General features: G+C 43.0%; 13 protein-coding genes. All 13 read right to left on the bottom strand.

Annotated elements, in window-relative coordinates:
* Positions 1–81: 81 nt before the first annotated feature.
* The 13 genes from ACK8P8_RS19135 to ACK8P8_RS19195 all read right to left on the bottom strand — a co-directional run bounded on the left by ACK8P8_RS19135 (position 82) and on the right by ACK8P8_RS19195 (position 21,346).
* The gene (locus ACK8P8_RS19135) at positions 82–1,734 is read right to left on the bottom strand and encodes a hypothetical protein (protein WP_369860187.1); all 1,653 of its coding nucleotides are present in this window, start codon (positions 1,732–1,734) and stop codon (positions 82–84) included.
* A gap of 85 nt (positions 1,735–1,819) precedes the next feature.
* Positions 1,820–3,520: a TldD/PmbA family protein gene (locus ACK8P8_RS19140; protein WP_369860188.1), complete on the bottom strand. Its 1,701-nt coding sequence runs from the start codon at positions 3,518–3,520 to the stop codon at positions 1,820–1,822.
* A gap of 242 nt (positions 3,521–3,762) precedes the next feature.
* A complete protein-coding gene (locus tag ACK8P8_RS19145) occupies positions 3,763–6,054 on the bottom strand; it encodes a Gldg family protein (RefSeq protein WP_369860189.1) in 2,292 nt (763 codons plus the stop codon).
* A 17-nt stretch (positions 6,055–6,071) separates the two neighbouring features.
* On the bottom strand, positions 6,072–6,992 hold the full coding sequence (locus ACK8P8_RS19150; RefSeq protein WP_369860190.1) for an ABC transporter ATP-binding protein: 921 nt from the start codon (positions 6,990–6,992) through the stop codon (positions 6,072–6,074).
* A 243-nt stretch (positions 6,993–7,235) separates the two neighbouring features.
* Positions 7,236–8,147, bottom strand: a complete 912-nt coding sequence (locus tag ACK8P8_RS19155; RefSeq protein WP_369860191.1) for a hypothetical protein — start codon at positions 8,145–8,147, stop codon at positions 7,236–7,238.
* A 19-nt stretch (positions 8,148–8,166) separates the two neighbouring features.
* Complete coding sequence (locus ACK8P8_RS19160; protein ID WP_369860192.1) at positions 8,167–9,681, bottom strand: RagB/SusD family nutrient uptake outer membrane protein; 1,515 nt, start codon at positions 9,679–9,681, stop codon at positions 8,167–8,169.
* Between the two features lie 19 nt (positions 9,682–9,700).
* A complete protein-coding gene (locus ACK8P8_RS19165; protein WP_369860193.1) occupies positions 9,701–13,255 on the bottom strand; it encodes a SusC/RagA family TonB-linked outer membrane protein in 3,555 nt (1,184 codons plus the stop codon).
* A gap of 166 nt (positions 13,256–13,421) precedes the next feature.
* A complete protein-coding gene (locus ACK8P8_RS19170; RefSeq protein ID WP_369860194.1) occupies positions 13,422–14,594 on the bottom strand; it encodes a FecR family protein in 1,173 nt (390 codons plus the stop codon).
* A 99-nt stretch (positions 14,595–14,693) separates the two neighbouring features.
* On the bottom strand, positions 14,694–15,248 hold the full coding sequence (locus ACK8P8_RS19175) for an RNA polymerase sigma-70 factor (RefSeq protein ID WP_369860195.1): 555 nt from the start codon (positions 15,246–15,248) through the stop codon (positions 14,694–14,696).
* A 179-nt stretch (positions 15,249–15,427) separates the two neighbouring features.
* The gene (locus ACK8P8_RS19180) at positions 15,428–16,660 is read right to left on the bottom strand and encodes an alpha/beta hydrolase (RefSeq protein ID WP_369860196.1); all 1,233 of its coding nucleotides are present in this window, start codon (positions 16,658–16,660) and stop codon (positions 15,428–15,430) included.
* A 460-nt stretch (positions 16,661–17,120) separates the two neighbouring features.
* The gene (locus ACK8P8_RS19185) at positions 17,121–19,205 is read right to left on the bottom strand and encodes a thioredoxin family protein (RefSeq protein ID WP_369860197.1); all 2,085 of its coding nucleotides are present in this window, start codon (positions 19,203–19,205) and stop codon (positions 17,121–17,123) included.
* Between the two features lie 18 nt (positions 19,206–19,223).
* Positions 19,224–20,330: a thioredoxin family protein gene (locus tag ACK8P8_RS19190; protein WP_369860198.1), complete on the bottom strand. Its 1,107-nt coding sequence runs from the start codon at positions 20,328–20,330 to the stop codon at positions 19,224–19,226.
* Positions 20,331–20,449: 119 nt separating this feature from the next.
* Entirely contained in the window at positions 20,450–21,346 is an 897-nt protein-coding gene (locus ACK8P8_RS19195) for a hypothetical protein (protein ID WP_099291767.1), read from the bottom strand.

Genomic DNA, 21,346 nt, shown 5'->3' on the forward strand with positions numbered 1-21,346 from the left:
CAAATAATCACAAGTATCATAAAAAAACTTGGCTCACCGTAAAAGCGAGCCAAGTTCCCTGTGTTCTATTTTCTATAATGACTATTTCTGCAACGGGAAAGTCAATACCTGTTCTTTGTCTTTCTTCACGTCAGACTTGTTGATTTCTATATTTTCCACCAGAATAGAAGAAGGATAAATGATTGAAGACAACACCTCTCCGTTTGAAAGATAATTGCTTACATTCTCCTTGTTGGAAATATTCAACATACGTTTCAAGTTAGGTAACGTGAATCCGGAAACATCACCGAAACGTACTTGCGTTTCGCTTCCGTCTTTCAAATCCACCCGGTAGATGCGGGAAGCTTTTCCTGCCAAGCCACGCACGATATAAGCGTATTTCAAACCTTCCTCCTTGGCAGCCTTGATCAAAGCGGCTTTCATCTTTTCCGGCTTGGTACCCTTGTCGGCTTTAATATGAATTGTACCGGGAGCCAATGTATAGGTTCCATCCATAGAAGAAAGCGTGAACCGGGAACTACCTGTCGATTGGGGCGCATGTAGTGTCGGAACGGTTCCGTTCAACATCGCCTTGAAAATACCGTTCTCCACCAAGGTGATTTCCTTGGGCGGCACGATACCGTCGGCGTCAATATCATAAGCTCCCAATAAAGTGACACCATTGTATTTTTCCAAAGAAGAATAATTCTTCACCGTCAGACGGGTATCGATGATCTTCATATCCAGACGATCATCCAAAGTCTTGATCGGTTGCATACGGTCTGAAGCAGGTTTACGATAAGCGTAAAGAGCACCTCTCCTCAATAAATTAGAGGTCAAAACAGAAGAACTCGCTCCTCCTTCAAATAAAACCGGACCACCGTAATACTCCGTGATAACCGGGGCATTCTTCAACTTGATCAAATTATCGGCAAACGCTTTCACGCCTTTTTTCAACTCATCAAGCGAAGGTAAATCTTCCGGACGGTCTACAATCACGGAATAAGTATCATCGATACGTACACCATCCTCGGTCACCACGTAAGCCGTGGCATACAAGTTGGTATATCTCATCGGTTGTTTCAACACAACACCATCGGTCGTCATTTTATAAATCTCAATATCCGCACCGCTGATATTTACCGATGAATTGTATATATCCTTGTAATCCTTGAAGATGGCAGATAATTCGTTTGCCGTTTTCTCCAACGCGGCACGATCTATCGTGTAAGCGTTTTTCGCTTCCTCGATTTTCGTGACAGGCTCCACTCTCTGACGATCTTTCAAATTCACCTCTTCGGGCGTTCTCGGGTTCGCCTTCAAGTAAGATTCTTTCATGTTGGCAGCCTGTAACGACCACTTGTACATCATATCCGACCCCATCCAATAATTCCTGCGCATGCCGTCATAATCGGGCTCTGCCGGCATCGGCAATTGAGCCGCAACACAGCTATACGCGAAATCGTTATTATTATCATCATTCCCTAAAAACATTTGTACCGCCCCGCGGGAAGACCACGGCGTTTCCGTGAAATTAACGATACCGCCTAACGAGGCTCTCACCTGAAATTGACGAGAACGTCCCAAGGTATAAGAAATATAGTAAGGAGGTTGCATCCCCGGCAACATCAACTGTTCCTTGCTGCGTTGCATCTCATCCTGCATAGCTTTAAAGATCACCTGATCTTGATTATTCTGGGCGGCAAGCGGCGCCACAAGCAGGAAAAACAATAATATCGATAATATATATTTCATTTCAATTTAAGATTTTAGATTTTAGATTTACGATTCCATTCCCCTCTCTCGTAAATCATCATTTTCAATTTTCAATTCTCCATTTTCAATTGTTCGTCGGTGCCGGTAAAATAGGAGGTAAATCCATTGATTTCTGACGACGCTGCGTTTCAATCTTATTTACCAGAATCATCGGGGAACTAGCCGTAACAGGCACCCAACCGGATTCAGCACCACACTCGCCCGTGAACACGCTTGGGGTATCACCACCGCACACGATATTGGAGAACATGGATAACGGGGTTCCGATCAAATCCACTCCGCGAACCAATTCGTCCGGACGACCGTCAACATATATCCGATACACTTCCAACGGGGTCACGTTAAAGGAGTTCAAGCTACCGCCTTCACCGGTCAACGTGAAACCGCTCGTTACTTCTTTGAAATAATAACCGTATTCTTTTCCTTGCTTTTTAGCTTCTTCCAGCAACATCTGACGTAATTCCGCCTCCGTTTTCGGGGCTGTCGTTTCCACCACCAAGTTAGACTGACGGGAAACAGGATCACCACCACCGGAAGTACGAGCGTGTCCGTTCGTGCGGGGAAATCCGTCCAGAGGCACACGACTCATCAGGAACTCCCTTAATATACCGTCTTTCACTACATCTACACGACGTGCTTTTGCACCTTGATCATCATACAGGTAGAACCCGTTCAATTCCTCCCCTGCATAACTACGTAAAGTCGGATCGCAATACACTTGGAACTCTTTCGGCAACACGTATTCACCCACCATTTTCTTGAAGGTCTGTCCACCCGATTTCAAACGATGTCCCTCGATACGGTGACCAAAGATTTCATGGAAGAAAACACCGCTTGCAGGACCCGACAACAATGCCGGACCCGTGTAAGGATCAACGACCGGGGCAACACGCAATACTTTCAAACGCTCTATCATTTTTTTCGCGTCGGCAATCATGATGCCTGCATCAGGAAGGTCTTTCAATTCGTAAGCGAAATAAGACATATTCAAAGGCAATTCCATCCCGTCATCCGCTTTCATCGAAGCACTCATCATGACACGGGCATACGTGCGGTTCTGCACCACTTCCGTGCCCTCGGTATTCACGAAATAGGTACGCAATACCCGGAAGGTCAGGCTTGTTTCCCCGCTCTGTAATAAAGGTTCACTTTTGAACACGGCGGAAACCTCATTCAGTTTCTTTTCCCACGCCGCGATATCGATAGCCTGCTTCTCGGCAGGAATCGGGGCCTCGTAATATTTCTCTACCGGGGCTGCAGAGAAAGAAGGAGCTTTATCCTCGTCGGCAACGCTTACCTTACTCTGCGTCTTCGCCTGCTCGTAAGCTTCCGTGGCAAAATTATAACGTTGCATCACCTCGTACCAGATTGCCTGACGCGTTGCATCAGTCCCGTTCTCGTCATCCAACCCGATATAAGCCATCCGGTAATTCCCGTTCCGGTCAGGCTGAGCCCCCATGGCGTTATATTTAAAGTTATCCAGAATCGTGTCTCCCACCCGAATCTGCGGCACCAAAGAACGTACATGTTGCTCCTGTGCCCGCATCGTCGCCCCGAAAGCACTCGAGATATTCACGGTACGATCATCCATTACCCGAAAATTCATGTGGTAAGGAGGATTCTCCTGCTTCTGCAGCTCTTTCATATCGGCTGCCAACTCTTCCTTCAATAGTTGCAATAACTTGTCCTGCGCCTGCGCGTACGTCTTTTGGACGGCAAACAGCGAGAGGACGCAACTAACAAAAATCAATCCTAATTTTTTCATCTTTAAATTGTTTTAATCATTTCCTTTAAAGTTCTTTGAAGAACACGCACTAATTATAACAACAAAATTATGCTTCTTATTTCTCTATTCAAAATGATTCTACATTAATTCTTTGTTAATTCTTCGGCTTCCTACCTATATTTGAAACGATTCATTTTAACATTTCCATAATCAAAAAAAAATGAACCCTAAAAGCTTTTGTCTAACTTTTAGGGTTCATTTCATTTTAATGTGCCATCCTTTTATTTACCTCTTCTTCTGATCCAAATAAACAAAGCCAACAACAATAACAGTCCGGGCAATACTCCCATAAACATGATTTTTACAATTTTCATATCATCTTTATCAAGATAAATCTCTTTATCCGGGATAGGCGGGCGGCGTACGTCAATAGGCACTTCTCCATCAGATAACCAATAAAACCCGCCGGTAATCACGGTATAGTTAGCCGCTTGTACCTCTCTTCGACTCCGGCCGAACTCCCCGTTACTGATACAATCCGCATCCCCAAGGATTAGAATCTTTTGATTTTTCTCCCCGACCTTCCGGGACAAAGCCAATCCGGTAGCATAGGATTTCTGTACTTCCCCGATTTTCGGATTCAACTTCACGGTGTCATCCACAAAGTTCGTCGTTTCCAGCTCATTCCATGCCAACGTGTCCGTCTCGAACCATCGATCCACCGTGTAGCCCCGGTCAGTCTTGTATTCCAGCCCCACGCATCCCTGCATCGCAACCACTTGTCTAAAACGATACATATCCTCGAACGGGTAAGACATCTCCACGGCTCTCTTCGTCGTTCGTGAAAAAATCAAATCAGCTTGAAAGTTTTCAGTGGGACGCACCAGATAACCATCCGTGAATCTCACCCCGAATCGTTCCACGACCGGATTCATGACCTCCTGCCGACGGGGTTCACCCACGATCACCAGATTACCGCCCCGTGCAACATATTTGTCCAGATTTTCCTGTTCCATCAAGGATAAAGGACTCCTCATTTCCGCAACCAACACGATCGTCACATCTTCCGGAATTTCTTTGGTCAAGGTCACATCCGTAATGTCAAAACCTTGATTTATCAAGGCATAACGGAAATTTCTCTGTTGCGCGAAAGTATTATAATCCCGTTCGCCTGTTTTTTTATTATCCCGCTCGCCATGCCCGACAAGGAATCCCACTTTCGGCAACTTCATTACCAAACGTTTGAAAGCCGCAGAAATCTCTGTTTCTTTAGGCAAAACTTCTATATCGTTAAACACGCGCAAGAATGTCTTTTCCCCGTTATCCCGCTCAAGTAAACGCACGAAACTATTTCCTTCTGCCGAAAGATCTATCTTCTGCCGAATCTGTTCGGGGGTCAAGAATAGCTTGAAATTGACATCATTAATCTCCGCTACTTTCTGAGCCTGTTCTTTCAAAGTCATGTTCGGGAAACGGGCATGCACATCCGAATTCGGCATCGTGTCATAGTAATAGACATATTTCATTTTAATCTCCGGCTTGAAACGGGTATATTGTTGGAATCGCTTCAAATCATTTTTTACAGACACGGGCATCGCAATCCAAGAATGACTTCCCAAAAGATTCAAATAACTCGTAATAGTCAACCCACCTTTCATTTGCGCCACGATATCCTGACTGTTTTCCGTCAACGTGTTCCTTTTCGTCCGGGTGGCATCGTGAAATGACATGAGTTTCGGGAGTGTCGAGAAATAACCGATCAACATAGCCACCACGCAGACACCAACATATTTTCCCCACGTGATTGTCGCGGAAGAACGTTGCCGTCTGGATTGTAACCGGATAATTGTCAAAACGAGGAACAGGGTAACCACCAGTATAAAATACAAGATATCTTCACTACAAATCAATCCGTCGACAAAATTACTAGCACGCCCGTTAATGGATAACCAATAAGTAATATCCCGCACGAATTCGATATCCTGCCACATCCGTCCCACGAAACTAAGGAAAGCCAGTATTGCCAAAGTCCCCATGGCAGCCACAACTTGATAAGAGGTTTGGCTGGACATAAATAACCCGATAGCGGCGTAAGCACAAATCAATAAATACAATCCTAATAACCCGGAAAGAATCAACGGGGTATCGACATCATTGATACTGAAAGCTACAAAAATTGCAAATATCGCTAATATTAAAATCAAAATAAACCCGTAAATCATCATGGAGAAAAATTTCCCCAGTATAATTTGCATGTTCGTTACCGGAGAGGAATAGAGTAAATTTATCGAACCGCTCCCCAATTCACGGCTCATCAATCCCATGGTTAAAAGCGGAAGGTACAGGTAAAGATATCCTTGTACTGTCGAGAATAATCCACTCATTCCCGCAAATGTCCGGTAAGTCACATCCCAACTCCCGTACCCCATCATTTTGATCCGAACCAGATTACCGAATGAATCCGAAAAAGACAAACTGACTTGAAAAGTAAAAATTATAAGAATAAACCATGCTACCGGAGAGTAGAATAACGTCCTTAACTCTGTTAGGGCAATCTTGTATATTGTTTTCATAATAAATTGATTTTAGATTACTTTTTCGACAATTCCGCGAAAATCTCGTTCAAAGAGCTCTTTTCCAAATGAATTTCCATCAGCCTCCACCCTTTCGTGACGCTTATTTCTACAAGTTGTTCCGCCGCTTCCCGCGTATCGGTAAAATGCAAACGGAAATTGGGACCACCCAATTCCTCCACTTTCAATATCCCCGGCAAAGAATTTAGTTCCTCTACCGATGGTGCGGCCATCAACGTCACCAACAACGTGTTCGGCATAATATAATTATCAAACTCGTCTACCGTTCCCGAGAAAACGACATGCCCCTGCTCGATCATCCGGATATAATCACACGTGGCCTGCACCTCGCTCAAAATATGCGTGGAAAGAATTACAGTACGTTCTTCTGCGATTTCCTTGATCAGGTGTCTGATTTCTATAATCTGGTTCGGGTCTAACCCGTTGGTCGGTTCGTCAAGTACCACAAATTCCGGATGGTGGATAATAGCTTGTGCTATTCCCAAACGTTGTTGGTATCCTCCCGATAAATTACGGATCAACCGCTTTTTGAAATGGCTGATACCACATTTCTCCATCACCTCCTGAACCGCTTTCTTCACTTCCTTGCCCGGAATATGCCGCAAATCCGCGCAATATTCCAAATACTCCGTCACGTTCAAATCCGGTTGCAAAGGCGGTTTCTGGGGAAGGAACCCGATATGACGTTTCGCTTCCACGGGATTCTCGCTAATATTAATCCCTTTGATAAGAACATTCCCCTCCGTCTGTTTCAGTATACCACACATGATATTCATGGTGGTCGATTTACCCGCTCCGTTAGAACCGAGTAAACCATAGACTCCATTTTTAGTAATCTCAAAATTAATATCCCTGATCGCCCACTGCACGCTATAACGATGGGATAAGTTTTCCACTTTCACAATTGGCTCTTCCATAAGTCCGTTATTAAAATTAATATGGTTTTACAACAACATTTTTACAAACTTTTATAGGAAGACTTGCCAAAATGAAATTCATACTATCCCAAAATCGATTTTATGAAAATTTTAAGGTTTCATAATCAATCGAACAATTACCCAAGAAAATACCTAATTTCTCTAAAAGAATTAACCCCGAAAAAAGTATTCATTTCTTCGGGGTTAAGACATCGTTCAAAAAACATCATTCACAACACACGATCAATTTCCTTTAGCAATCGCCTTCAGATCAACACCATAATCTTTTTTCAAATGAGACGTCAAAATTTGATAACGTTCATTTACCAGAGAGAACTCCTGTTGCGGGTACTCCTCTTGAAATTCTTCTTCCGTGTACATTAAAGCAATCCTTATATAACTCAATAAATCTGCATTTATCGCTTTCACCATTGAAATCGAGGGAATGTTTGTATACCGGAAATCAGACTCATCAACAAAGTCCACGAATCCCCTGTAGCAATAATAATTCCTATCACGACTACCCGTGGAAGTCGTTGATTTCTTCGATATAGCAGTCTCGTAATCAATCCCTACAAAAAAATTATCCGGAGCAGAGATTATTCCTTTACTCACCAACTTTTTCAAAATAGGATACATAAGACGATTTCTTAGTATCGCACGTTCTTGAACAGAAAAATCTTCTATTTCCTCTTTACTTAATGCCAATGCCCAAAAATCCAACCCATCTGTTCTCAAATCCACGACAGTCGGTCTCGAACCTTTAGTAGACTCAAGATGTTTCAAAAAATAGAAATAAACCGGCAATGCATTTTTCAAATATTGCCCATCCACGTATTTCAATAAATTATCGTTCAAAAATTCCAAATAAAAAGTGACATTCTCTTCCTTGATCATTGTCCCCATGTAAGAAGTTTCTCCCGGGTCAATCCAATTTCGGTTCAAATCCCGGGAAGTAATTTTTTTATAAATGAGGTAAACACCCGCTTCCTCGTGAATCCGCTGAATTTCTTTGTCTGCCGCAGTTGTACCTTGCGGGAATTCAAACCGACAAGACACGAAATCATCTTTCAAGGGCAATTCCCCGTCATCGGAACAAGACACGGTTAATAAACTTATTCCCAAGGTTACATATAATAATAATTTCTTTTTCATCGCTACACGTATTTAATAATTAACGAACAGGAGCAAGTACATTTTGTTTCAAAGCTCTATTTTTTTCCAATGCTTCGGGTGGAATCGGTATAGTATACCCGGGATCCTTTTCCTTCAAAATATATTCAACAATCACATTCTCATCCTGAGCCCATTTATGCTTAATCTCGGGCATCCCGTAGCGGCGCAGGTCAAACCAGCGGTGATTCTCGAAGCACAATTCCCTCCGGCGTTCTTCCCTAACAAACTGCAACAAATCATTCGCATCGGAAAGATTGACTTCTTTATATTTCTCTGTCTCGAAACGATAAGACCGAAGTATATTCAAATACTTGAGGGATTCCGTTCCAGCCGGGGCATCGCTATTTATTTTATACAACATGGCTTTCGCTTCTGCCAGATTCAAATAAGCCTCAGGCAAACGAAAAGCCCGGGCAAATTCCGTATCCGATTCCGGGTAATGCCTATAGCTGATTTTTACTTTAGAAAACGGTTTATAATATTCATCATACCGCCGTTCTTTCACCATATACTTTTCCTTCCTCAAGTCCCCGGGAATATAACTATTCAGTAAATCGTCAGAAACACAAAGAATACAACGTTCATCATCCCACACGTTCCACTCTTCATCTATAAAATAGTTTACATCGTCAGAAGAACCGAACAACCAGATGCACTCGGAACATTTACTGGAAATAAAATTATAATAGGGCTCCATCGTCGTCGGTGCAGGCAAAGAATTAAAATTCTCCAAACGGAATGCCCAATCATCAATCACCTTCTTCGCGTATGTAGCCGCATTCTCCCACTCTTCCATGTAAAGGTAAACCCGGGACAAAAGTAATTGCACCATCGGCAAATTCGTTCTGAAATCCATCTGCCATTGTTTCTCGACAGGTAAAGTTTTATAACACTTTTCGGCTTCCAGTAGATCTGCGACAATTTGCTTGTAAACCTCTTCCACCGTGTTCCGCTTCAATTCCTTATCCTCCATTCCGCTGGATGTCCGTATAGGCACTCCAAGCCCGTTTTTGTCATAGTTATAAGGAACCCCGAAAATATTCACTAAATAAAAATGATAATACGCTCTTAACGCGAGCCCCTGAGCTTTCACGTTATTTTTTTCGTGCGCCGTACCGGAAGCATCATCGATATAATCCAACACAGCATTTGCTCCCAATAGCTTCCTATAAATATTCTGCCATATATTATAAGTATTAGCAAAAATATCCGCTTTCTGAAAACGTTCAAACATATCCGGCTGCCAAGCATAAGCCGCTTCAATTGCCGGCACTTTATCCTCGTTATTGGGATCCGGCGCCCAATCCGAACAGGTCACGTCATCTTCAAAAAGACCAAGGAAAGTATTGATTGCTATCCGGTCGTCCGGTCGGGGATAAGCATCACCTAAAATAATCTCGTTCAAAGATGTCGCATCCTTAGGTACAAACTCACTCGTGGACTTCGGTTCAAGGAAATCTCCACACGAGACTAAAAGTATATATATAAATACACCTGCTAAATTCTTTTTCATCTTCGTCAAATTAAAAATATTAAAGCCCTATATTTATCCCGAACGAATAAGTCCGAGGCATCACACTATTATCATCTAACTCGGGATCAAAACCATTAAATTTCTTACTGCAAATCACGAAAATATTATTCGCAACAGCGCTTAAGGATAAGTTCGTCAACCCGAAACGTTTAACCCATTCCCGGTCGATATTCCAAGATAGCGAGAGTTGCCTGCAACGCAAGAACGAAGCGTTCACCACCCGTAAATCCGATTGTCTCCACATTTCGTACATCGATTCTTTTGCCGTGTCGGGCAACTTTATTACATATTCGCCTCCCGTGTATACAGCCGGGATTGTCGTCCTTTCCTCGTCCCCCGTTTTTTTCCACCGTTTCAACAACTCCTTGTCCAAATTCGTGTAAGGATCAGGAATATTTATCCCGTCATTCCCTTTAAAGGGAGTTGACAAACGTTTCTTTGCACCCAACAAGAGAGAGAAACTCGCCCCGAACGAAATACCCTTGTAACGTACCCGGGTAGTTAAACCTCCGGTAAAATTAGGTTCTTTCTGACCGGAATACACCAAATAATCCGCGGGATCCATAACATTGTAAATCCCTTCCTGATCCATTAGGTTAAATTCCGGATAACCGGTTTCCTTATTCAGACCTTTAAAAGAATAAGACCAGAAAGCGGACAACGGGTATCCTTCCTTTAGAATCCGGTTATTACGTCCGTCAAGATAGTCTCCCCTATAAGGTTGCTTTATATCCGCTTTCTTCGCCTTGTTCCAGTTTTTTGAAGAGTTCAGCCCGATAGTCCAAGCAAAATTCTTTCCCTTGAAAGGCGTCAGATTGATCGTGTACTCCACGCCTTCATTCGTGATATGCCCCCCGTTCAAGGACATCTGGTCCTTCCCGTATTCCTGCGGTATATCCTGTTCGATAATTGCGTTAGACGTACGCCCGTAATACTCCAAAGTCATAGTAACAGCATGGAATAACTCCACGTCCAACCCCAGATTCCACGTCTTCGTGCGTTCCCATTTCAAATGCGGATTAGGTAAACTATAAACCATCGAATAATATTGATTGTAAACGGGAAGTACACCTCGCACGGTTGCTATCAATTCCGGACTCAACGAGTTCACCACGTTCCCTTGTATTCCATACGAAGCTCGAATATTCAATTGGTCTAGCCAACCGACATAACTCTTAATAAATTCCTCTTCTGCCACCCTCCAGGATACACCAAAAGAATAAGTAGGGTCCACGCGCTTATTCACGTCCTGACCGAAACGATTGGAAACATCATTACGAACATTCATGTTAAAAACATAACGGTCATTCCAAGAATAAGCAATAGTGGCAAACAAGGAAAAGTAATTATCCGTTTGAGAAGTTTTTCCCCAAGCCCCGTTATACAATTTTTGAAAAATTCCCAAATCTTTACCGGGAGTATTCCCCGCGGTAAAATATATATCATTCGGGGGAGTGGGGTTCATTATTTTCTCTCCTCTTTCCGGTACATACCCCCAAACCGTGTTACTGACACTTTTGTTTTCAGTGGAACGGACTTCCGCCCCGAGCATCACATTCACCCGGTGAGTATCGTCAAAGGTCTTGGAAAATAATAATTTATTCTGGATATTATAATTCAACACATTCCTGTGTTGAGTAAAATATTCTCCCCCGAAAGGCAACATGGCAGCCTTAGCCCTATCGCTCTGCGGCTCGACACTTCCATAATCATACCCCCTGTAATTCTTCGTGATATAATAAGTTCTTTCCCCTGCATACGATTCCGAATCATTCGCCGAACTACTTACACCTCCCACGAACTCGTATTTCAGCCAAGACAACACATCCCAACTAAAATTCAACGTAGCGTTAAGACTTTGGTTCTTAGACTGCGAATAACTGTTCGCCAACTCGTTTAATATATTGTACCCGAACTCCAAAGGTCCATTAATATATTTATAATTGTCTCTTTTCTTGTAGAATGAATAATTTCCATCTTCGTCATACGCCGCAATAGCACGGCTTGTGTTTGTGGCATATCCCAAGGGATTCACGTTAGGTCCATATCCCATATTCTTGTTCAATTGCCCTACAATACTCAAATCAGCGTATACCTTTGGATGTAACGCAACCCCCAAGCGAATCCTTCCGCTCAGACTCTTGGAATTATTCCCGACCTCGATTCCCTTGTTATCCGAGAACCCGAACGAAGCGCTATAAGAAGCCTTCTCATTTCCTCCCGTCATACTCAAACTGTGATTATGGCTAAAAGAATTACGAGTCAATAATTTTAACCAATTCGTGTTTAGGCTTTCCAGTTTCTCGACCTTCGTTTTCAGATCATCCTCTGAAATATCCCGGTTCATATACATCTGCATCAATCCCTCGTAAGTATATTCCTGTGCCAGCGGAGATTCTTGATACTTGGCTCCGGCGTTGAAAACTTCCTGACTAAAATGCACCCGCTCCCGGGAATCCATCAAATTAAAATCATCATACATCGGTCGGGCCCGGAAAGAGAAATTCATGTTGTAATTGATACTCAAACGGTCATTTTTCCCCTTTTTCGTCGTAATCACGATCACCCCGTTCGACGCCTTTGAACCGTATATTGCCGTGGCGGAAGCATCTTTCAACACCGTCACCATCTCTATATCATTCGGATTCAACCAAGAAATCTGGTTCCCCAAAATATTCTTCAGGTCATCCGTCATCAGAGTATTGACATCCATCGAAATCGGGTCCGGTTGAATCACCCCGTCAACCACCCAAAGTGGATCTTTATTTCCCAAGAGAGTAGCTGTACCCCGGATGCGGATATTCGGATTTGTACCCACCCGGGAGCTCGTGTTCATTACGACCATCCCGGCGATACGCCCTTGTAGCATTTGGTCTAATGAAGTATAGGCAGGCATCATAATATCCGACATCTTGACCGTCGCGTACGAACCTACCATATCTTTCCGGTTCACGGTCTGGTAACCCGTCACCACAACTTCATCCACCACCTTCACGTCCTCTTTCATGATCACGTTGATCGTGTCCTGCCCCACGTACTCGATTTCCCGGGATTCCATCCCTATAAAAGAAAACAACAAAGAGAACTTTTCCGGTGCATTCGGTATTTGCAACAAATAGGTCCCTTCCTTGGTCGTAGCCGTCCCCAGAGTAAATCCCTTCAGCATCACGGTAACCCCCGGGAGCGGCTGTTTCTTCTCGTCACATACTTTTCCCCTTATCGTGACCGTTTTCACTTTCTTGTCGTCTTTTGTATTCTGAAGGCGGACAATAATCATGTTCTTATCGAAAACATAAGTCAGCTCGGAATCCTTAAAAACAGACGTCAACACCGTTTCTACAGTCTCCCCTCTCGCTTCCACGGAAACTTTCCCCAGACGACTGATCTGCTCGATATTAAAAAGAAAATAAAGATTAGTCTGGCGTTGAATTTCATTAAAAAGTTTCTGCACGGAAACATTTTTCATACTAAGATTCACCTTCTCTTGTTGTGCAAGGCTTTTAGCCGATAACGAGAGAGTAAAACAGCACATGAATAAAACAAATAATCTCATAATCATCAAAATTTTTCGCCAACGCCTTTTTAAAAGACGATGACATAATCGTTTTTTTTCCATAAATTTGCATTCTAAGTTATTAATACTCCAACAAGCAACTGCGCCAAACAGTTCTTGTTGTATTTACTTAAAAACATGGAAGGTGCGCCAAACACCTTCCGTTCTATTTTGACACGACAATCGTTCTGCCTCGAATAGTAAACTGCACGTCAGTCGATAAAGTAATCGCTTTTAAAATGGTATCGATCTCTTTATATCTTTCCATATAACCGGAAAAATGTAAATCTTTCACGGACGGTGTTTGGTAGAATATATCCACATCGTACCAATTGGACAAGGTTGTCAAGATATCCTCCAGTCGCTGATTCTCGAAACGGAAAATCCCGTCCTTCCAATCCGTGTAAAGTGCCACATCCACCTCTTTCACGTCCACGTTCTGATCTTTCCGGTTATACTCGGCCATTTGCCCCGGCTTTATCATATTTTCTTCAGTCGAACCTACCACTCTCACACTGACCTTTCCATGAACCAATATAGTCCTAACGTCCCCGTTCGGACGTGAACTGATATTGAAAGACGTTCCGTACACTTTCACTTCGATACCACCCACTTCGACCAAAAAAGGACGTTCCGAATCTTTCATCACTTCAAAATAAGCCTCTCCCGACAAATACACCTTCCGTTCTTTCCCGTTAAAAACCACCGGATATTTCAGACGAGTCGCGGAGTTCAGGTACACGACCGTCCCATCGGCAAGAATCACTTTATACTCGCCACCGCGAGGGATTTCCAGTTCGTTAAACCGAACCGGATTCTCCCTCTTTGCATCCATCGGCATATACACTAGCATATCTTTTTCCCGGGTAGCTTTCACACCTTTACCCGCGAGTATTTCACCTTCTTCACGATCTTTCAATACCACCTTCTGCCCGTCATCCAAGATCAACACGGCTTGGGAAGAACCGGGATGAATTTCACCAACGGACGAGGCGACCACAAGAGGTTCTTCCCCTTCATCATATCCCCACATCCATACCCCGGCAATAGAAATGACGAATATCAATATCGCCACATACTTCCACCATGTACCAATACGCCGAGGCGCCTGTCCCACTTTTCTCTCGAAAACACGCAAAGCCTTTTTATCATTAATTTTATTGTAAACGGGACGTTCCTCGGCAAACAGCCTTTCCCGGCAAACCCGTTCAAAGAATTGCCGGTTCTCTTTCTTCTGCCGACACCATTCTTCCAACTCGTGCCTTTCTCTTTCCGAAATCTCGCCAATTTGATACAATTGAATCAATCGGACTATTCCATCATTATAATAATCATCCATTCCAATTTATTTTGCACCATATACAACCGAGGTGCAAAAACGGGGTATCCGATTTTGATTTATTTTTCGAAAAAATACTGAAAACCGCTTTTTTGATAATCAAACGATATTTAAAGCAACCAAGATATCAAACAATTTGCCCAGCCTTTCCCGCAAGGTATGCATTGCCTTCTTTTTCTGAGTTTTCACGGTTTCCACGGAAAGTTTCAGTAATTGTGCAATCTCCTCGTTCTTCTTCCTCTGCAAATGCAATTCAAACACTGCCCGACAACGATCCGGCAACTCATCCACCGCCCGATGTAACTCCCGGTACATCTCTTCCCGCATCACCCGGTAATCCTCGTCATCTTCCTCCACGTACCGCATCATCAACTCCGCATGACGCCTTTCTACCTCCTCGTGCTTCAAGTAATTCAAACATTTATTTTTCACGGAATCGTACAAGAATGCTCGGAAACCGTGATAAGAGTTATACTCCTTATCACTTTCCCATATCGCCACGAAAACCTCTTGCACCATATCTTCCGCCACCTCCTGCTGTCGCACGAGACGCATGGCATACAGCACCAGATAACGATAGAACACACTGAACAATTCACGAAAAGCCGCGATATGTTTTCCATTTATTTGTTTTATAAATTCCTCTGGTGCCATTCTTTTTAAACTCCGATTGTCTTATCCACCACTTGCGAGTAACAAAATTATGACTTTTAATTCAATAAACAAAAATAACACGCCATAAACAAACGCAAATTAACCGAGATAGCAACGTATTTCTACTCGTAATACCAGACAAGTACCAGATTGACAACCTATACAGATTATTCTTCACCTTATTCTACTTCCGCATTACCAATAATTGTCAATTCTGCATTAAATATCAAACGCCTATCCACCCTCTCGTCTATCGATTCGGCTATATTCTTCAACGTCCGCTTCACTTTTCCGCTAAAGAGTTTATTCCCTTGATAAAATATCTCCACGGGCTGCTCGAAATCAATCATCTCATCATTCAACCGAATTATCAATCGCTTGTAATCATTTTTCAGAATCGTGAACGTGTTCCCGTTCCGTTCCACGACGACCTCCATGCCGTGTTTCGCCTCATCCGTATCAACACGCAGCCAATATAAAGAAGGCATCACCACCTCTTCCTGTCTCCACACGACCTTTGTCGGGTTTGGCTCTCGTTGATATTTCGCCATCCAAGGGATTGCCGCACGATCTTCCCGATCCATCCAATGCCCTTTCCCCTTCACGATATGCGTTTCGTGAATATACCCTTCCGGGTCGGAAGCGTGCAAAGAATCCATCACCACTCCTTTCTCGGCAGCCAAAGTATTCCGGTTATAAGCCGCATCCCGTTCCCCCATCCAAATCATGAAAGGAACGTTACGCAAATTAACCTGAGAAGCCTCACCGGGATGCCCTGCCATCATGGAAGCTGCAGCCCAACGATCCGCCATACGGGGAGCCATACGCCACACGCCGTCACCCCCTGCCGAATAACCCAACAGATACACCTTATCCGGGTTCACGTCCATCATCACGACCGCCGTCCGGATCAACTCGTCGAAAAACTCGTCCAACCCCGGCTTAAACCACATATTCCAATCATCCCAAGGCGCCCGGGGTGCCACGTACACACCCTCCGTCGGTTGATACAACTGAATCTGATTCTTCCATTGTTGCGTATTCAAAGCCTCCGGGGCGCTTCCCCCGCCATGCATGGAAATATAAAGACTCCTCCCGTCTGCCGGTTTCACTCCGAACACCTTATAATCAAAAGGCATCCGCAACCCCTCCCTACTAAAACATTTCCCTCCCCACATCCGCTCGTTTTTCTTCTTCACCTCTTTCAGCTTCTCGTCAAACAACAAAGTCGCGATTTCCCTTGCCTCCTCCTTATTCAACGCCTTCTCGTAAAAAGCAAATTTATTCAACGGTTTTCGTTCCTCCGCTTTTCTTGCCACCCATGTTTTCACGGCTTTCACTTGCGCGGATACACAGGACGGTGATAACCACACGCTTACAAAAAACAAAACACAAACAATTCTCATCATCATCAAAATCACTAAAATAACACAAAACACAACTTATTTCTCCTCTACCCCTCTGGGTTGAAGAGAAATTTTCGCCCTAAAAATAATGAAATTACACTTGCGACACAATTATCATTAAAGCAAAAAAATAAAAGGTGGGTTTCTAGCATATTCAAATATCCCACCTGAATCAATCATGAATATACTATATATTTTCATGGTATTAAATTTCATTCAAATTCAATTAAATTACTATTTCTTTACCTTTAAAATAGGCTTTGAATAGGAGATGAATGGGAGTTGAATGGGAGATGATATAAATCAACTATAAATAATATACAATTTACATATATATTATTTAACTTATTTTATCAGAAACGGGGAAGAAAATCGACTCCATTTTAAACTTAAACAGCCCTTTGAAAGTTCATTATTCAACTTTCAAAAGGCTGTTCAAAATTCCAAACCAAGTAAAAAATATACTTTACTTCAAGTTAAGAAATTGTTTATACCACTGTATATATTTAGGGTCAGAAAGAGAATCAACTATCTCTTTCCCCCACACGTTCCACTCTTCCGTTCTCCCCGGCTCCATCGCGAGGACATTCGCGTATAAATCCGCGAACGGAATCTCTTCCGGCTTCATACCTTTACTTGCTTTCTTGTATTCCTTAACGCTACAAACCTTGTTCTTGAACAGTTTGACAATATTTGCCAACCCTATTAATTGACCCGAGTTCTGTAACTTATTTTGTTTAATAAATTGTATCGTCCTATCTATATCTTCGGCAGTAGTTCTTGCTTTCGCATTATAAAGAACTTGATTTAGGTCGGAATTAATTTGATACGCGACCAACTCATCCACTTTCTCGACACCTGATTTCTCACGAAATTCCTGAATATTCGAAAACAAATAATTCTTCATATCCGAACTAATCATGGAAAATTGAGGGTGATACAGCATCCAAAATTCGGGAGAAACTCTCTGCTCGTCATCAAGCAAAGCGAATAGCTCCACGGCAACAAGCGAAGTTCTCGGGCTAGATATCTTAGCCAGTGCCATCAAATATTTCACCATAAATTCGGGCGAACGCTCACCCATTGCATATCGTGTTTCAAGTTCTCCCACGGCTTTATTATCATCAAAGGTTTCGCTCATCCGTTCGATGAAATCACCTTGCATGAGATTGGACACCCGGTGACGAACATCCCCGTATTTATCGATCATAACCACCACGTTGGGAACAATGACACCATATTTTCTGGCAATTCTAGCTCCCTCCCCTTCTCCAACGTGTATTTTATAATTTATAAAGAACTTATTCAAGTAATCCCCCACCTCTTTGCTAGAGAAGAGTTTTTCATTGATAAGTTTTGAAGTTTGACCGTCGTTGTGGAAATACAAAAATACATACCTACTCTCGAGCAAAGCTCGCTCCATGACCTCTTTCAGTGATGCCAAATCTTCCCAATACACGCCGTCCTTCCCCGACACTCTTCTGGAAGTGAGCCCTATTTTAATAATCCCCTCTTTAACCACCTCATCTTTCACGGCTTCTTGTGCCCGTAAGGCTATATCTCCCAGCATTCTCGTGTGTTCTTTACCATTGGCAAGCGAGATAAATAATTTTGCCGCCTCGAATATCGTTCTTTTTTCCGAATCATCCCATATATCCAAATTGGCATCAAGAATATCCAGATAAGCCCTTTCATCATAATTTCCCCGGGCTTCAGCCAATTCGGTTATCTTCAAAAGAGCCTCTTTACGAGGTACATCGTTATTTTTAAGCAAATCCTTAATAACCGGAACCTTCTCGTATTTTTTCGCTGGTAACTGGTACACGATCATCATGTTCAATTCGGTTATAAACGAATTATAAATCAACTTACCAACCTCTTCTTTCCCGACTTCTTTTTCAAAATATTCCCTATTGGTGCAAACGAACTTCATCTCCTCGCCCTCTATGGTCGTTGCCCGCGAGCGTAACAATGCCCAATAAGTCGGGTTTAGCTTATCCTTTTCTGAAAGTTTTCCCCAAAGGTCATCACCCACGGTTTGAGCTTTCACCACCTCTCCGGAGATAGAGAGCAATTTCCAATATGCCATTTGTTCCGTTTTATCCAGCTTCCCCGACTGATACAACGTTTCATACTCCGCAATGCTGCTTGCCTTTAGACCACACTCGACGTTTTCAATCAACTCCTCGAGCGACATCGCCCCGACAAGTTTATGCATCAATTTTCCATCAGCATTAATAATCAAAAAGGTAGGATACGCGTCAACCCCGTACTGTTTCCCGATAGCCGGACCTTCACCTTTTTCCATATCGATTTTCACGCAAACAAAGTTCTTGTTGAAATACTCACCGGCAGCTTCAAGCGTGAAGACATCATTCGCCATCATCTTGCACGGACCGCACCAAGAAGTATAACAATCCAAAAATATGGGTTTATTCTCTGTCTTCGCTTGCTCGCGAGCTTTCTCTAACGACAATTCCTGAAAGTTGGTTTGAGCGAAGATAACCACGGAACACAAGAGTCCCACAAATACCAATAATAACTTTTTCATTTTCTTTTACTTGTAATATTAATTCTGTTTTTGATTCCTAGCATTGAGCATATTTCCCAGTCCGATTTGCAAAGGTTGATGCCCAGTATGCTCGTAAGTGTACTCGTGTAATTTCACCACGCGAGCGTATTGTTCCTCCGTCCCGGAACCCGAGATGAAAATTGTCACGGGAAAATAAAACCAAACCAAATCCTCTCCATCGATTTTCGGGAATTCTTTTTCACATAACACGAGTACTTTTTCTATTTTTTCTTTGTTCTTGTTATCCGCCCAAGCGGCACGCAACGCTTGCGCCAAAGAGGCATAAACATCAAGGCGTGACCGCGAGTTAAAGTGATGAGGTTTCATCTGCTTTATCACTTTATCCAAGTCATCCATCTTTTCCCGACCGCGAATCATATCCCTCAATTTTATCTCAAAAGCCATCGAGATTCTCTCCAACACTTTTTCCTCTCCCATGCTCTCGCGAAATTGGTCGAAATGTGCAAACAGGAAATCCATCGGTTCCGAACAAATCGGGGATAATACCTGATTATCATAAATGTACCAATACTCTCTATTCGACTTTTGGGCGTCCGGAACCACCTTAAACAATTCCGCGCGTACTTCTTGTGCTTCCGCTATCATTTGGGCTTTCAACAATTCCTGCAAATAATTTGTCAAGAAAGAAGCATCCCGGTTACCCTCCGCGTACTGTTTTCCCAAACTGGCAATTGAAGCCGACATGGCCTCTTCCACCATTTTTTTAAACTCTGACGGGTCAATCGTGGCGCCGACAATTTGATTTTCTAACCCTTGAGCGGTATTCAGTAACAGGAATGTCGGGTATGCCTGAACGTTGAACTTTTGCGCAAGGACTTTGCCATCTTCCTCCGCACCCGTGTCATATTTCACGCACACGAAATGCTTGTTCATAAACTCACCCAACTGTACGTTCGGGAATACATCGGCAGCCATCACTTTACAAGGTCCACACCACGACGTGTAAAGATCTACAAAAACCATTTTCCCTTCCGCTTTCGCCTTTTCACAGGCTTCGTTTAATGTCAATTTCTGGAAATTTGTCTGCCCGAAAGCCAGTACAGAACACAAAATCCCGACATAAATCAATAGAATTTTTTTCATTTCAGTTCATTTTATACAATACAAAACATACTTTTTTCAATTACGGCAATGTGTTCCTCAACGGAAGAGAGTTTGACTCTCTTCCATTAATAGTAACACTCTATGAATAAACGAATAATCTATATAGAAACCCCTATTTCCTTCAATACCGACACTATAATTCTATATTTGGTCATCACGGCATCAAATGCACCGTACGACGCTTCGAACTCTTCCGGCGTAGAAGTAAATATCGCACTGATATACATTCCGACATCCTGAGTTTCCGTGGGCATATTACCATAATCATAAGGATTCGGGTCTTTCAAGAAACCGACAGTTCTCGGATCAGAGAACCCGTAAGTATTATAAAAACGCCACCCATTACAACCATACAAATCTGCCTGCGTGTAGCAGCCGCGTGTCGTCTGATAGAACACTGCCAGTTCTTCAGCATAAGCAGCGATCGGCGTGGCAAGGACTGCATTAAGAACAGCTCCTTTCATGTTCAGCCGTTCCGCATCGCTCATGTCCCCAAATTCGGTAACACGGGAAATCAGCACGGTGTTCAATCCTTTGAAAGCCTCCTTGCTTGTTGCCGGATTATAGGGCGTTAAAGATTTCAACAACAAGAAACTGCGAATTTTAATACTCTCGGGCAGAACAGGCACGATTTCTTCACGCAGGAATTCAAGCCCGTCGACAACATTTTCTCTCGGACATAACTCGTAAGCCGAAAACGGATTAGGAGTTTCCGTTCCCCCCAACGCTGATGCACCGAACTGTAAAATTTCGTAATGTGTATAAGAATTACCCCAGTTGTCGACGCGGGTTTCTTGCCCGATCGTATCGTTATAGAACACGGGAATCCCCGTTTCCACGTAGAATTGATAAATCGCCCGGTCGACAGGATCATCCGAATTTTCAATCGTGAACCAATCTTTACCGAGGTTGGAAGGCGTCAAATTATCTTCCTTGTCACACGCCGTGAATAACACGGACAAAAGCAATACATAAAGGAATTTATTCTTTCTCAT

The sequence above is a fragment of the Butyricimonas muris genome (assembly GCF_046365375.1).
Taxonomy (GTDB): domain Bacteria; phylum Bacteroidota; class Bacteroidia; order Bacteroidales; family Marinifilaceae; genus Butyricimonas; species Butyricimonas muris.

Coding starts and splice junctions, on each gene's coding strand:
- ACK8P8_RS19185 (WP_369860197.1), bottom strand. CDS start 19,205: ATGAAAAAGTTATTATTGGTATTTGTGGGACTCTTGTGTTCCGTGGTT.
- ACK8P8_RS19170 (WP_369860194.1), bottom strand. CDS start 14,594: ATGGATGATTATTATAATGATGGAATAGTCCGATTGATTCAATTGTAT.
- ACK8P8_RS19165 (WP_369860193.1), bottom strand. CDS start 13,255: ATGAGATTATTTGTTTTATTCATGTGCTGTTTTACTCTCTCGTTATCG.
- ACK8P8_RS19150 (WP_369860190.1), bottom strand. CDS start 6,992: ATGGAAGAGCCAATTGTGAAAGTGGAAAACTTATCCCATCGTTATAGC.
- ACK8P8_RS19135 (WP_369860187.1), bottom strand. CDS start 1,734: ATGAAATATATATTATCGATATTATTGTTTTTCCTGCTTGTGGCGCCG.
- ACK8P8_RS19140 (WP_369860188.1), bottom strand. CDS start 3,520: ATGAAAAAATTAGGATTGATTTTTGTTAGTTGCGTCCTCTCGCTGTTT.
- ACK8P8_RS19160 (WP_369860192.1), bottom strand. CDS start 9,681: ATGAAAAAGAATTTAGCAGGTGTATTTATATATATACTTTTAGTCTCG.
- ACK8P8_RS19195 (WP_099291767.1), bottom strand. CDS start 21,346: ATGAGAAAGAATAAATTCCTTTATGTATTGCTTTTGTCCGTGTTATTC.
- ACK8P8_RS19175 (WP_369860195.1), bottom strand. CDS start 15,248: ATGGCACCAGAGGAATTTATAAAACAAATAAATGGAAAACATATCGCG.
- ACK8P8_RS19155 (WP_369860191.1), bottom strand. CDS start 8,147: ATGAAAAAGAAATTATTATTATATGTAACCTTGGGAATAAGTTTATTA.
- ACK8P8_RS19145 (WP_369860189.1), bottom strand. CDS start 6,054: ATGAAAACAATATACAAGATTGCCCTAACAGAGTTAAGGACGTTATTC.
- ACK8P8_RS19190 (WP_369860198.1), bottom strand. CDS start 20,330: ATGAAAAAAATTCTATTGATTTATGTCGGGATTTTGTGTTCTGTACTG.
- ACK8P8_RS19180 (WP_369860196.1), bottom strand. CDS start 16,660: ATGATGATGAGAATTGTTTGTGTTTTGTTTTTTGTAAGCGTGTGGTTA.